This window comes from Bacteroides propionicigenes (assembly GCF_018390535.1).
GTDB classification, from domain to species: Bacteria; Bacteroidota; Bacteroidia; order Bacteroidales; family Bacteroidaceae; genus Bacteroides; species Bacteroides propionicigenes.
The window spans coordinates 545,721-560,612 of record NZ_JAHBBW010000001.1 but is presented as its reverse complement, the minus strand read 5'-3'; the positions used below and the strand labels follow the sequence as shown (position 1 = coordinate 560,612).

General features: G+C 43.6%; 10 protein-coding genes. 7 read left to right on the top strand and 3 right to left on the bottom strand.

Features of this window, described 5'->3' with window-relative positions:
- Window positions 1-59: 59 nt before the first annotated feature.
- The 5 genes from KG118_RS02445 to KG118_RS02425 all read left to right on the top strand — a co-directional run bounded on the left by KG118_RS02445 (window position 60) and on the right by KG118_RS02425 (window position 8,126).
- A complete protein-coding gene (locus KG118_RS02445) occupies window positions 60-1,049 on the top strand; it encodes a GSCFA domain-containing protein (protein WP_117711085.1) in 990 nt (329 codons plus the stop codon).
- Entirely contained in the window at window positions 1,025-3,511 is a 2,487-nt protein-coding gene (locus KG118_RS02440) for a bifunctional UDP-N-acetylmuramoyl-tripeptide:D-alanyl-D-alanine ligase/alanine racemase (protein WP_117711086.1), read from the top strand. Before KG118_RS02445 ends, KG118_RS02440 begins: the two co-directional genes overlap by 25 nt.
- Window positions 3,512-3,612: 101 nt before the next feature.
- Window positions 3,613-3,828, top strand: coding sequence for a Sec-independent protein translocase subunit TatA/TatB (locus KG118_RS02435; protein WP_117711087.1), 216 nt, complete (start codon window positions 3,613-3,615; stop codon window positions 3,826-3,828).
- A 33-nt stretch (window positions 3,829-3,861) separates the two neighbouring features.
- Window positions 3,862-4,686 (top strand): twin-arginine translocase subunit TatC, encoded by an 825-nt coding sequence (gene tatC / locus KG118_RS02430; RefSeq protein WP_117711088.1) that lies wholly within the window; start codon window positions 3,862-3,864, stop codon window positions 4,684-4,686.
- A complete protein-coding gene (locus tag KG118_RS02425; protein ID WP_117711089.1) occupies window positions 4,683-8,126 on the top strand; it encodes an AAA domain-containing protein in 3,444 nt (1,147 codons plus the stop codon). The genes tatC and KG118_RS02425 overlap by 4 nt, the downstream gene beginning before the upstream one ends.
- A gap of 308 nt (window positions 8,127-8,434) precedes the next feature.
- On the opposite strand, the gene KG118_RS02420 is transcribed toward KG118_RS02425, so the two are convergent.
- The 3 genes from KG118_RS02420 to KG118_RS02410 all read right to left on the bottom strand — a co-directional run bounded on the left by KG118_RS02420 (window position 8,435) and on the right by KG118_RS02410 (window position 12,397).
- Window positions 8,435-9,874, bottom strand: coding sequence for an MFS transporter (locus tag KG118_RS02420; protein WP_117711090.1), 1,440 nt, complete (start codon window positions 9,872-9,874; stop codon window positions 8,435-8,437).
- Window positions 9,875-10,017: 143 nt separating this feature from the next.
- Window positions 10,018-10,974 (bottom strand): 5-dehydro-4-deoxy-D-glucuronate isomerase, encoded by a 957-nt coding sequence (gene kduI / locus KG118_RS02415; protein WP_117711091.1) that lies wholly within the window; start codon window positions 10,972-10,974, stop codon window positions 10,018-10,020.
- A gap of 52 nt (window positions 10,975-11,026) precedes the next feature.
- Complete coding sequence (locus tag KG118_RS02410) at window positions 11,027-12,397, bottom strand: PTS galactitol transporter subunit IIC (protein ID WP_117711092.1); 1,371 nt, start codon at window positions 12,395-12,397, stop codon at window positions 11,027-11,029.
- 291 nt (window positions 12,398-12,688) lie between these two features.
- On the opposite strand from KG118_RS02410, the gene KG118_RS02405 reads away from it, so the two are divergent.
- Window positions 12,689-13,915, top strand: a complete 1,227-nt coding sequence (locus tag KG118_RS02405; protein WP_117711093.1) for a glycoside hydrolase family 88/105 protein — start codon at window positions 12,689-12,691, stop codon at window positions 13,913-13,915.
- Entirely contained in the window at window positions 13,915-14,883 is a 969-nt protein-coding gene (locus KG118_RS02400; RefSeq protein WP_117711094.1) for a pectinesterase family protein, read from the top strand. Before KG118_RS02405 ends, KG118_RS02400 begins: the two co-directional genes overlap by 1 nt.
- Window positions 14,884-14,892 lie beyond the last annotated feature (9 nt).

Below are 14,892 nucleotides of genomic sequence, written 5' to 3'. Positions count from 1 at the left end.
TTTCTCCGTTTGCTGTATTTCTTTGTATCTTTGCAAGTCCAATTGAATAAAGTTTGTGTATGAACTTCATTACTCCTGTTGAACTCCCTGCCAATCTGCCCCGTTTGCGGCATACAGACCGTTTGTTGCTACTCGGTTCCTGCTTTGCAGCTAATATGGGTACAAGGCTTATAGGTGCTAAATTCTCGTGCGATGTCAACCCTTACGGTGTGCTTTATAATCCTTTGTCCATATCTGTCGCTTTGCGTGAAATCATACTTGGAAAAGTATACGGAAAGGAAGAACTCTTTTTCTTTCGTGACTGTTGGCATAGCTCCATGCATCATGGGGATTTTTCATCACCGTCGGCCGATGAAACCTTGAAGAAGATTAATGGGCGGATTGCTAATGCACACGGACGGATTTTTCATACAAATTGTTTGTTGCTTACTTTCGGTACATCTTGGGTGTACGAACAAAAAAATACGGGGTGTATTGTAGGTAACTGCCATAAGTTGCCGGAGAAAGAATTTACCCGTAGACGATTGACGGTCGATGAAATCGTATCGGACTATACCTCATTGCTGTCCGGACTGCTGGCACGAAATTCCGGGCTGAAAGTGATGTTTACAGTCAGCCCTATTCGCCATATAAGGGATGGCATACACGCTAACCAGCTCAGTAAATCTACCTTATTGTTGGCCGTGGACAGGTTGCAAGCCGCCTTTCCGGAAAGCGTGTTCTATTTTCCCGCCTATGAATTGGTTTTGGACGAATTACGCGATTACCGTTTCTATGCTGAAGATATGGTACATCCCTCCGATATGGCTGTGCAATATGTGTGGGAACGTTTCTCGTCTGCCTGTTTTTCGGAAGAGACGTTACAGATAATAGAGGAAAGTGAAAATATCCGTAGAGGATTAGCTCATAAGCCCTTTCACCCGGATTCTGAAGAGTATAAGCGTTTTTTAGGACAAATTGTGTTAAAAATAGACCGACTTAACGGAAAATACCCGTACTTAGACTTCCAAAAGGAGAGAGAATTATGTCATATACGATTGAAGATATAGCCCGAATCATTGGTGCGCGGCGGATAGGCGATATGCCGGCTACCATTGACTGGCTGCTTACAGATAGCCGTTCCCTGAGTTTCCCGGAAGAAACATTGTTTTTTGCCTTGACTACCAAGCGGAATGACGGTACCCGTTATATCCGGGAATTATACACGCGTGGTGTTCGTAATTTTGTTGTCAGCGAAGAAGGGCTGAAGGAAATTGAAACTTTCAACTTTCAACTTTCAACTTTCAACTTATTAGTCGTCCCAAGTCCGCTGAAAGCTTTGCAGAAGTTGGCGGAACAACACCGCGACCGCTTTCAGATTCCTGTTATCGGCATAACGGGCAGTAACGGAAAAACTATTGTGAAGGAATGGCTGCATCAGCTGTTGAGTCCGGAACGCGTCATCACCCGTTCGCCCCGCAGCTACAATTCGCAGATAGGCGTGCCTTTGTCCGTATGGCAGATGAATGAGCAAACGGAACTTGCCATATTGGAGGCAGGCATCTCGGAACCGGGAGAAATGCGTGCCCTGCAGAATATTATCAAGCCTACAATTGGTATCCTGACAAATATAGGAGGTGCGCATCAGGAGAATTTCTTCTCTTTGCAGGAGAAGTGTATGGAGAAACTGGCGCTCTTTAAGAATTGCGATGTGGTGATTTATAACGGTGACGACGAGTTTATCAATAACTGCGTGGGTAAATCCATGCTTTCCGCCCGTGAGATAGCATGGAGTAGGAAAGATATGGAGCGTCCGCTATATATAAGTAAAGTGGAAAAGCAAGAGGACTCCACTGTTGTTTCTTACCGTTATCTGGATATGGACAATACATTTACGTTGCCGTTCATAGATGATGCTTCTATCGAGAATTCGTTGAACTGCCTGGCAGCCTGCCTGTATCTGATGCTTCCTGCCGAACAGATTACGGAGCGTATGGCAAAACTGGAGCCGATAGCAATGCGTCTGGAGGTGAAAGAAGGTAAAAACGGATGCTTGCTGATAAACGACAGCTATAATTCAGACCTCGGCTCGCTGGATATAGCGCTCGATTTCCTGTATCGCCGCTCGCAGAGCAAAGGTCTGAAGCGGACACTGATTCTGTCGGATATATTGGAGACAGGACAGAATACGCCGACTCTCTATCGGCAGGTAGCACAATTGGTAAACAGCCGGGGAATAGAACGTATTATCGGTGTGGGGAATGAAATATCTTCATGTGCCGCACGGTTTAATATCGAGAAGGCTTTCTATCCGGATACGGTTGCGCTGATTGAGGCCATTGGGAAAGGTGAACTCCGCTTGGAGAATGAAATAATCCTGATTAAAGGTGCACGCAAGTTCGGTTTCGATGAACTGACGGAAGTGTTGGAGAAGAAGGTACACGAAACGATACTGGAGGTAAATCTCGGTGCGATGATTGCCAATCTGAATTATTATCGCGGCAAACTGAAGCCCGAGACCAAAATGGTATGTATGGTGAAAGCCTCCGCTTATGGTGCGGGGTCGTATGAGATTGCCAAAACTTTGCAGGAACATCATGTGGATTATCTGGCTGTTGCCGTTGCCGATGAAGGTTCGGACTTGCGCAAGGCGGGCATTACGGCAAGTATCATCATCATGAATCCGGAAATGACGGCATTCAAGACCATGTTCGACTACAAACTGGAACCTGAAGTTTACAGCTTCCACCTGCTGGAGGCATTGATAAAGGAAGCCGAGAAGGAAGGCATCACCAATTTCCCCATCCATGTAAAGCTGGATACCGGTATGCACCGGTTGGGGTTTGCTCCGGGTGATATGCCTCGGCTTATAGAGCGTCTGAAAGGGCAGAATGCAGTCATTCCCCGTTCAGTGTTTTCTCATTTTGTGGGAAGCGACGCTCCTCAATTCGATGCTTTTACGCGCAGACAGATAGAAACTTTTGAGGAGGCATCCATGCAGTTGCAGGAGGCGTTTCCGCATAAAATACTTCGTCATATCTGCAATTCAGCCGGTATAGAACGTTTTCCGGGAGCACAGTTTGATATGGTTCGGTTGGGAATCGGGCTGTATGGTATCAGTCCGATAGACAATTCCATAATAAATAATGTCAGTACGCTGAAAACTACCATTCTGCAGATACGTGATGTGCCCGAAGAAGATACGGTGGGATATAGCCGTAAGGGACATTTGGTGCGTCCTTCACGTATTGCTGCCATTCCTATCGGTTATGCTGACGGTTTGAACAGGCATTTGGGTAACGGTCACGCCTATTGTCTGGTAAACGGACAGCGTGCTCCTTATGTGGGTAATATTTGTATGGATGTCTGCATGATTGATGTAACGGATGTTGATTGTAAAGAAGGTGACAGCGTTGAAATCTTCGGAGACCGTCTTCCCATAACCGTTCTTTCCGATGTGCTTGATACCATTCCGTATGAAGTGCTGACAAGTGTTTCGACACGTGTGAAGAGGGTGTATTATCAGGACTGAGAAAAAATACGAAGTACGAAAGATAAAGTATACTTCATTTTTCGTACTTCGTATTTCATAAATCTTCTTATCTTTGCAATCAAATTTAATTCAATATAACTATGACAAACTTACTCTTATTAGGCGTCTTGCCCAGTGGTACCGAATGGATTATCATAGCATTGGTTATCCTATTGTTGTTTGGCGGTAAGAAAATTCCCGAACTGATGAAAGGATTGGGTAAAGGCGTGAAGAGCTTCAAAGACGGTGTGAACGAAGCTAAAGACGAAATCAATAAGGCAAAGGAAGAGGTAGATAAACCTGCAGATAAGCAATAAGGTGATAAAGATAACTCTATCACTGTTTATAATATGTCTGATAAAGAATTAACTTTCTGGGACCATTTAGATGAATTGCGCCGGGTGTTGTTTCGCATTCTCGGCGTATGGTTTGTATTGGCTGTGGGTTATTTCATTGCAATGCCTTATTTGTTTGACAATGTAGTGCTGGCTCCTTGCCATAATGATTTCATTTTTTATGACTTGCTGCGTTATATCGGTGAGAGATTCGATTTGCACGATGAGTTCTTTACGCAGGAGTTTCAGATAAAACTGATAAATATTAATCTGGCTGCACCATTTTTCATTCATATATCTACGGCTTTTTGGATGTCGGTGGTGACAGCTGCACCATACTTGTTCTTTGAGATATGGCGATTCATTAGTCCTGCGCTTTATCCCGGTGAACGCCGGGGAGTGCAGAAAGCGCTCGGTTTGGGGACGGTGATGTTTTTTGTCGGAGTGTTGCTGGGCTATTTCATGGTCTATCCGCTGACGTTACGTTTCCTTTCCACCTATCAGCTTAGTGCGGCGATAGAGAATCAGATATCTCTTAATTCGTATATCGATAATTTTATGATGTTGGTACTCTGTATGGGACTTGCCTTTGAACTCCCGCTGGTGACGTGGCTGCTTTCGTTGCTTGGGTTGGTACATAAGACATTCTTGCGCAAGTATCGCCGTCATGCTGTGGTGATTATCGTTATCGTCGCTGCCATCATAACGCCCACAGGCGATCCGTTTACGTTGACCGTAGTTGCCGTTCCGCTTTATCTTCTTTATGAAATGAGTATCCTGATGATTAAGGATAAGAAAACCGATGAGACTGATGAGGTAATAGATACGGAAGAGGAATGAGTGCTGACATAAAGGAATATTTTCATTTGCTGCAGGCAGTTTGTCGTGCGGAAGATGCTGCTTTGGGAAGTGCTTACCGTCAATTACGGGAATTGCTTGAGCATTTGTGCCGTACACAAATGGTGGATAGTTGTTTACAAATGACTGACCTCTCTGCCCGTATCAATTTTGTATCTTCCAAACTTGGGTTGACTGTTGCGGAACAAAATCGTCTGCATACTTTCCGGCTTACTTCTAATGCGGTTCTGAATCGTAAAATAAATCCATCGAAAGAACATTTGTTGCGCGATGCCAAGACTCTGTCGTTTTTTGTAAAGCGCTTGACCGGTGAAGATATCCCGGCTGAACTGTATCGCCTGCTTCCGTATGCTGATGCCACCTATATCGTAAAACCTCTTGCAAGGGAGCACGTACAACGTATGCGTGTCTGCTTCCAATATGCCGATGAGAAGTATCTGTACGTATGTCCGGTAGATGCAGTAGCGGATGAACCGCTACGGGTACGTTATAATGTGCCTCAGGTCAATGATGAATTTGCTGAAACCTGCGATTTGCTGTGGCGGCACGCTCGGATTAATTTACTGGATGTGGCAATAGATGATTCGGGCGTACTTACACCTTCTTTCATTATTCTGGAACCCGATTACCTGCTCGACATCAGTTCGTTGGCAGAATGTTTCAGGGAGTACGGGCATCACCCGGCAAACTATATGTTGGCAAGACTGCAAACACCTGATAATACCCGCCCGCTTCTGTTGGGTAATATAGCCAATCTCTTTCTGGATGAATGGATTCACGCGGAAAATGAACCCGACTATCTGGCGTGCATGAAAAAAGCATTCCGCTCGTATCCCATTGAATTGGCTGCCTGTGCTGATTTGCGTGATCGCGAAAAAGAGCGTGAATTCTTTGCCGATTGCAGGCGGCATTTTGATAATATCCGGCAGACAGTAACGGAAACTTTCCGGGCTTCAGGTTACGAACTGGATAAGGCGGATGCCGTATTGGAGCCGTCTTACATCTGTGAGGCATTAGGTCTGCAAGGACGCTTGGACTATATGCAGCGCGATATGTCGTCTTTCATTGAGATGAAATCGGGCAAAGCGGATGAGTACGCCATTCGGGGGAAAATAGAACCCAAAGAGAACAATAAGGTACAGATGCTGCTGTATCAGGCGGTATTGGAGTATGCCATGGGAAAGGATCATCGTCAGGTGAAGTCGTATTTGCTCTATACACGCTATCCGTTGCTTTATCCGGCACGTCCTTCGTGGGCGATGCTGCGCCGTGTAATGAATATCCGAAACCGTATCGTAGCAAACGAATATGGTATTCAGTTGCGTAATAGCCCGCAATATACGGCAGAGCGCTTGCGTGACCTTAATCCCGAAACTCTGAATGAACGGCAACTTGATAATATATTGTGGAAACGTTATCTGTATCCTTCCATCGATGCTGTGACGCAAAAGATTCATGCGCTGTCACCGTTGGAACAGTCGTATTTTTACGCATTATACAACTTTATAACCAAAGAGCTCTATACTTCAAAATCCGGTGATGTGGAGTATGAAGGGCGTGCCGGTGCGGCTGCTTTATGGCTTGCCACTTTGGAGGAGAAAAGTGAGAGCGGGGAGATTTTATATGATTTGGTGATACGGCAGAATTGTGCGGCAAATCTCCATAAACCTTATCTGGTGCTGGAGCGTACGCATACGGATGCGGATGCTTTGCCTAATTTTAGGCAAGGGGATGCGATTGTTCTGTATGAACGGAATGTCGGTGAAGATAATGTAACCAATAAAATGGTATTTAAGGGAAATATCGAAGAAATTTCCGATTCCGATATTCGTGTCAGACTTCGTGCAGCACAACAGAATATCAGAGTTCTGCCAATGGATAGTCGTTATGCGATAGAGCATGATTACATGGATACTTCTTTTCGTAGTATGTATTGGGGGCTGTCTGCCTTCTTGTCTGCTACGAAAGACCGCCGGGATTTGCTGCTAAGTCAGCGCGAACCGGAATTTGACAGTGCTTTTAGCAGTGCTATAGCAGTTGCCGACAGTGACTTTGCACGTATTACTTTGAAAGCACAGGCTGCCAAAGATTATTTCTTGTTGATAGGTCCTCCGGGGACTGGCAAGACTTCCCGTGCCTTGCGGAATATGGTGGAGACTTTTTATCGGGAGGGAAAAGAAATTCTGCTGCTTTCGTATACCAATCGGGCAGTGGATGAGATATGCAAGATGCTGACGGCTATTACACCCGAAGTCGATTTTATACGTATCGGTAGTGAACTCTCCTGTGACGAAGCCTATCGTCCATACTTGATAGAAAATATGCTGGAGACTTGTTCTACTCGTCGCGAAGTGCAGGAACGTATGGCACGTTGCCGTATTTTTGTGGGAACGGTGGCTACGCTCTCCGCCAAGACAGAGCTGTTTCGTCTAAAGACTTTTGATGTCGCTCTGATAGATGAGGCTACCCAAATATTGGAACCGCAACTGTTGGGATTACTTTGTATGCGTAGCATTGCCGGAGGAAATGCCATTGGTAAGTTTATCTTAATAGGTGACCATAAACAGCTTCCGGCAGTAGTGCTTCAGTCATCGGAACAGTCGGAAGTTCAGGATGAAGGTTTGCGTGCTATCGGTTTATGTAATTTGAAAGATTCTCTTTTTGAACGTCTCTATCGGAATATCACTAAGCAACCGTTGGTTTGCAGGAAGCAAACCTCTATGCTACATTCACAAACCTCTATTTTAGGCTTGCAAACCTCTACTTTTAACTCCCTTGACATTTTGTGCCGTCAGGGACGTATGAATGTAGAGGTTGCGGACTTTCCGAATCGCGCCTTCTACGGCGGATTATTACAACCGATAGGATTGAAACATCAAACGGGGAATCTTGAATTGTCTCCCGAACTTTCTGCGAATGAATTTGCTCCTTTGCTGACACGTCGTGTCGCTTTTCTTCCGTCTATTCCCGAACCGCTCATGCAGTCGGCAAAGATAAATCATTCGGAAGCAAAGATTGTAGCCGCACTGGCCGTTGCTATATATAGACAGTATACCTTGTCAGAGGAGGGATTCAATGCTATTTCCACTTTAGGTATAATCACTCCTTACCGAAGCCAAATAGCCTTAATCAAAAAGGAAATTTCCGCTTTGGGAATTTCTGTTTTGAATGATATTCTGATAGATACGGTGGAGCGTTTTCAGGGAAGTGAGCGTGATGTCATTATTTACTCTTTTTGTGTAAACAGGGCATACCAGTTGAAGTTTCTTGCTAACCTGACAGAAGAAAACGGGATTCAAATAGATCGTAAACTTAATGTGGCTTTGACCAGAGCCCGTAAACAGATGTTCATTACGGGAGTTCCTCATTTGCTGGAACAGAATCCTATCTATTCCCGTTTATTGAAAAGTTGTGAATCATAACGATTAAAATAGCTTTTGCTTTCTGTAGACTGCTGTCTTTACTTCGTTTAATAAATCTTAAATATTTTCTTTCTCTTTATATACTTTATTAATAACAACATGTTTGATAAAGCCTTATATTTGCAACACGTTTTTTTCATAGAGATTTAGATTTAAGGTTAGAAGAATTGTGGAAGTCGTGAGACTTCCCTTTTTTTCGCCTTGAAAGTTGCTCTCTTATTAATCTGATAACAAATTATAGATTGCTAAGAGAACAAAAAAGCTCTTTCGCGAGAAAGAGCTTTTTGTATTTATATCTTTAATTTATATCAGTTCAGTACGATAGGTTTGTACTTCGGAACCAATGCTTTCATTATACACCAACCAATCAGGTATGCTACAGCGCATACACAGAAAATAACAAAGTATCCGGCAGGTTTTCCTTCAAAGCCTATAAATGCCATATTGGTCTCTCCGGCATAAACGAAAAGTTCACCGGCAACGTATTGCAGTACCATACAGCCTATACCGCCTGCCATACCGCCAATACCGGTAACCGTTGCAATTGCAGTCTTAGGAAACATATCACCTACTGTAGAGAATATGTTAGCCGACCATGATTGGTGAGCTGCACCGCCGATACCAATCAATATAACCGGAAACCATGGAGAAATAGTACCCAAAGGTTGAGCCAATAATACCAATAGTGGGAAGAATGCAAAAATCAACATGGCACGCATACGTGCTGCATAAGGATTTAAACCTGTTTTCTTAATAATGATACTGGGTAGCTTTCCACCATAAATTGAAAGCATTGTAATAGCATATAATGTAAAAATCAAAGCTATACCCAATCCGTCGGAGGTTTTGATACCGAATTGTGTATTCAGATAGGAAGGAGTCCAGAACAAGAAGAACCACCATACACCGTCAGTCATGAATTTACCGATAGCGAATGCCCAAGTCTGTTTGTAGCCGAAGCATTGCAGGAAGCCCATTTTCTTTCCTTCCGTTTGCGATTCTACTTGTCCTTCCTCATGGTTGTCTTGTTCAATATACTCCAATTCAGCTTTGTTTACGTGCTTGCTCTTGGCCGGTGCGGTATACATAAATACCCAAAATCCCATCCAGATGAAACCAAGCACACCGATTACGATGAATGCCATTTCCCAACCCCAAGCCTTTGCAAGCAGAGGAATGGATAGAGGTGCAATTAAAGCTCCGATAGAAGCGCCCGCATTAAAGATGGAAGTTGCGTATGCGCGGTCTTTTTTGGGGAAGTATTCAGCTGTAACTTTGATAGCTGCAGGGAAGTTTCCGGCTTCTCCTAATGCAAGTACGCATCGTGCTGCAAGGAAACAGTACATACTGATTGTGGCAATGGTAACAACCACGTCACCTGTGGCACCCATTAACTCGGCGGCGCTGTGCAGACCTACAAAATGTTCTGTAATAATACCGCAGAAAGCATGGAGGCAAGCTCCCAAAGACCATACGCCAATGGCCCATAAATATCCTTTTTTAGATCCAAGCCAGTCTACAAAACGGCCTGCAAACAACATACAGGCTGCATAAACAAATGAAAAAACGGCTGTAATTGTACCGTAGTGTGATTCGTCCCAATGAAATTCCGGTTTAATAAATTCATCCCAGGTAAGTGATAAAACCTGGCGGTCGAGATAATTAACTGTTGTCGCGAAGAATAACATGGCGCAAATGGTCCAACGGTAATTGGTCATCTTGCCCAGTGTGTTCTGAATTGTACTCATGATAATAGATTTATTATTTAATGTTGCAAAAATACGCGTTCTAAGGCTATGTGTATGTGTAATATTTGGTAGAAATCATGGAGAAAATGACAAAATTAGGCATGGCTGCTCGCAGCCATGCCTAATTTCTTTATCTATAGATATTATTTCATATCTGTATATTTGATTTCATCCTTATCGCTATATTTCAGGTTTTCACCTCCCATACCCCAGATAAAGGTATAGTTACTGGTACCTGCAGCTGCGTGGATACTCCATTCGGGAGAAGTGATGGCTTGTTCGTTGTGCAACCAAACGAGACGTTCTTCTTGCGGTTCGCCCATTAAGTGGCAGATTGCATTTCCCGGAGCCAGATTGAAGTAATAATATGCTTCCATACGGCGTGTGTGAGTATGTGCAGGCATGGTATTCCATACAGAGCCGGGAGCGAGTTCGGTAAGTCCCATTTGCAATTGGTTTGTACCACCGTCTTTTACTCTTTCCAAAACGTCTTTTACAATCAGTTGGTTGACAATACGGTCGTTGCTGTCTTCCATTTTTCCGTAGTGGTCGGAGATACCCAAAGCATATTTCTTGGGATTAGCCTTTTGGAGTTTGGCATCGGTTGTAATCAACTGAGTAACGTAAGGTTTGTAAGCCGGAGCTGAATTGATATAGAATTTAGCGGGTTTGGTAGCATCGTTGCTCTTGAAAGTCACTTCTTTGTTGCCGCAACCTACGTAGAGTGCTTCTTTATATTTCATGGGGTATTCTTTGCCGTCTACGGTAACTACTCCGTCACCACCGGTGTTGATAACGCCCAATTCGCGACGTTCGAGGAAATATGTGATTTCCGGACCCAGTTCGCGGAAAGTTTCCAGTTTCAATACTTTATTTACAGGCATTGCACCTCCGTAAATTAAACGGTCATAAAGAGTGTAAGTAACGTTGATTTCATCCGGAGCCATTACTTTACTCATCATAAAGGCGCTACGGAGACGCTCGGTGTCATAGTGCTTTACGTCTAACGGATGACATGCAGTCTGCACAGTGTAATTTACTTGGGCGGAAGCCGAGATTGCGGCGACACCCAACATCAGGGCAATTGCTAATTTTTTCATGTCTGATATAAACTTTTAAATATTAATATACTGTGATTGATATTTCTTTTACTTAAGCGTTCTCTTTAGCTGCTTTCTCGCTGCGGATGATGATGCGGCGGTTAATAAGCATCATGGAGATTGCTATTACAACCAGTATTGCAGCGCCTACATACGAGAGTTTTATACCTCTATATATAGTCCATCCAAAGAAAGATGCTGCAAAGTCAATAGCTCCACCATCGAAACCTTCGGGAATGTGTGCCGTAGGATCGTGTGTTTCTGCATATACCTGATTGGCTGCCAATGTAAAGTCCGGCGCCATATCGGTCACGAAATACAGACCTAATATCAGGGTGATAAGACCAATGATGAGTGTCTTCAATACATTACCTTTGGTAAAGGGCAGGATCATAGGGAAGAGGTAGAACATACCGGCAAGTGAAGCTAATGGCAGAAACTGGTTACCCGGCAGGAATACGGCAAGCGCCAAAATAACGGGAATCAGGATAACCGATGCTACCAATGTGGCGGGATGACCGATAACCAATGCAGGGCTCATGCCGATATGTACTTTTTTGCCATTAAACTTGGCTTTTACCAATTCAGAAGTCTTTTCGGAGATGGGCTTCAGTCCTTCAATAAACAAGGAGGTAATACGGGGAATAAGTTCCATTACGGCTCCCATTGTGATACCCAGGAAGAGTACTTTCTTAATGTCAAGTTGTGCAGCCCAACCTATCAGCATACCCACTATAACTCCTAATACTAACGGTTCGCCTATTACGCCGAACTTTTTCTTCATGCCTTCCGCATCAATTTCCAATTTGGAGAAACCGGGGATTTTGTCTAATGCTTTGTTGATAACTATGGCAAACGGTGTGAAACTTTGGCAGAAAGGTTGGGGAATGGAAATTCCGTCCAAATCATAGAACTTTTGGAATTTCTCTGCAGTGAGGTCTGCGCAAACTAATGTGATGACATAACATATGATAGCGGCGAAGTAGCCCCATGCCAAATTTTGACCGGTGACAAAGTAAGCCACGGCGCCAATGAAAGCAAAGTGCCAGTAGTTCCACAAATCTATGTTCACAGTACGTGTGGTTTTGGTGATAAGCATCAAGAAGTTAACGCCTAAGCAAATAGGAATAATGAGGGCACCGACGGCAGTATTATAAGCTACGGCAGCAGCAGCGGGCCAACCCATGTCGAATACATTCAGTTGCAGGTGATACAAATCGGATATGGCTTTCAAGGGAGTATCAAAATTTGTTGTCAGTAGGGCGGTGACTACACCTAAACCTACGAATCCGACTCCGACGAAGAGACCTGATTTCAGAGCCTTGCCAAATTTCATTCCGATGCACATACCTATAATTGTAAAAATAATAGGCATCATTACAGACGCTCCCAAAGCGATGATGTAACCGAAAACTTGTTCCATTCTTTTGTGATTTAATTGATAAATGATTATGTTTTACGATAGTATGAATTAAAAACCGGGGTCAAAAATAAGACCTTTTCCTTATTAATCAAACTGTAAAGGCATAATAAATAGTAAATAAGGACGATTTTGGACAAATTTGTCGTTATCGTGCACAAATTTGTTCGTTTTCGTACACGAAAATCAAAAAATGCACCCTCTGCGCCAAAAAATGCACAGAGGTTTGGAAAGAAACCTCTACTTTTGTTTCGTGAAAAATAATAAGGTCTAATACCAAAAAAGAACAACTTCATGAAAAAGAGTTTAATTTGTAATTTTATTGTATCCGGTTTATTGTTGTTTTCTCCTCTGAGTATGTTTGCGCAACGCGTAAGCGCTGATTTGCCTTGGTCGGTGCGTATGGTGGAGTCCGAGATGATTCGTTGCCCGGAATCCTGGCAATTGGATTTTCAGCCGAGATTGAAGTGGGACTATTGCCACGGACTGGAACTGCAATCTATGCTGGATGTATATGACCGTTACGGTGACCGGAAAATTTATGACTACGCACTGGCTTATGCCGATACTATGGTAAATGCGGATGGAACTATCAAAATGTATAAACGTGAAGAATACAGTCTTGACCGTATAAATTCCGGGAAATTCATGTTTCGAATTTACGAACAGACAAAAGATGAAAAATATAAGAAAGCGCTTGCTTTGATGAGAAGCCAGCTCGACGAACATCCCCGAAATGCGGATGGAGGTTTCTGGCATAAGAAGATTTATCCGAACCAAGTGTGGCTGGACGGCGTTTATATGGGAGCTCCTTTCTATGCAGAATATGCTTTTCGCAATAATCAAGTGAACGATTACGCGGATGTCATCAATCAATTTCTAATGGCAGCTCGTCATACTTACGATCCAAAAAATGATGTATATCGCCATGCCTGCGATGTAAGTCGTAAAGAACGTTGGGCCGATCCGGTTACGGGACAATCCAAACACAGTTGGGGACGTGCTATGGGCTGGTACGCTATGGCTTTTGTAGATGCTCTTGAGTTCATTCCGGAACATGAGGCGGGTCGTGACTCCATGTTGATAATCTTCAAAAAAATAGCTTCTCAAGTAAAACGCTTGCAAGATACTAAAACAGGTTTGTGGTATCAGGTATTAGATAAGAGCGGTGCACCCGGCAATTATCTGGAGTCTTCTTGTTCCACTATGTTTGTGTACTCTTTGTTCAAAGGGGTGCGTAAGGGATATATTGATAAATCCTATTTGGAAGTGGCTGTCAAAGGGTATAAAGGGATTATTGATAACTTCATTGAAGTGGATAAAGATGGAGTAATCAGTATAACAAAGGCTTGTGCCGTAGCCGGACTTGGGGGAAAGGTCTATCGTTCGGGAGATTATGATTATTATATCAATGAAACCATCCGCAATAACGACCCTAAAGCCGTAGGTCCCTTTATTCTTGCATCGTTGGAGTGGGAGCGTCTTCAAGATGTAAAAGCAATCGTTAATCAGAAGTGGTGATGAAGACGGATATGAAAATATTATGCAGCTTTTTGATGGCTTTGCTTTGTGGGACCGGTTCTTTGTCGGCAGCGCAACAGTGGAAAGATACGATTGTTGTTGCACGTGACGGTACAGGTGACTATCGCACGCTGAACGAAGCAATGGAGGGTGTTCGTGCTTTTATGGATTATAAAGTGACGGTGCTGATTAAAAATGGCATATATAAAGAGAAGGTCATTCTTCCTTCTTGGTTGGAAAACGTCGATTTTATCGGTGAAAACGCAGAAAATACGATTATCACTTATGACGACCATGCCAATATAAATAAAATGGGAACTTTCCGAACATATACTTTCAAGGTAGAAGGGAGTTCCATTACTTTTAAGAACTTGACTATCGAGAATAATGCGGCACGTTTGGGGCAGGCTGTTGCACTCCATACGGAAGGTGACCGTCTGACTTTTATCAATTGCCGTTTTCTGGGAAATCAGGATACTATCTATACCGGTGCAAAGGGTACTCGGCTTTATTTTCTGAACTGCTATATCGAAGGCACTACCGATTTTATCTTTGGTCCTTCTACGGCATTGTTCCGCAACTGCACTATTCATAGTAAATCCAACTCATATATAACGGCTGCATCCACTCCGAAGGACATTGAAGTGGGATATGTTTTTAAGAATTGCAAGTTGACTGCTGCACCGGGGGTGGATAAGGTCTATTTGGGGCGTCCGTGGCGTCCGTATGCGGCTACTGTATTCATCAATTGTGAATTGGGAAAACATATCTGTCCAGCCGGCTGGGATAACTGGCGCAATCCTGAAAATGAAAAGACAGCCCGTTACGCTGAATTTGGTAGCACGGGAGAAGGCGCTGGCAATACGAATCGGGTAAAATGGGCCAAACAACTGACAAAAAAGGAAGTTGGGAGATATGAAGATTCGGGCTATCTTTTCCAGATGTGCAGTGATTGGAAAGAGATGTGATTATGAATT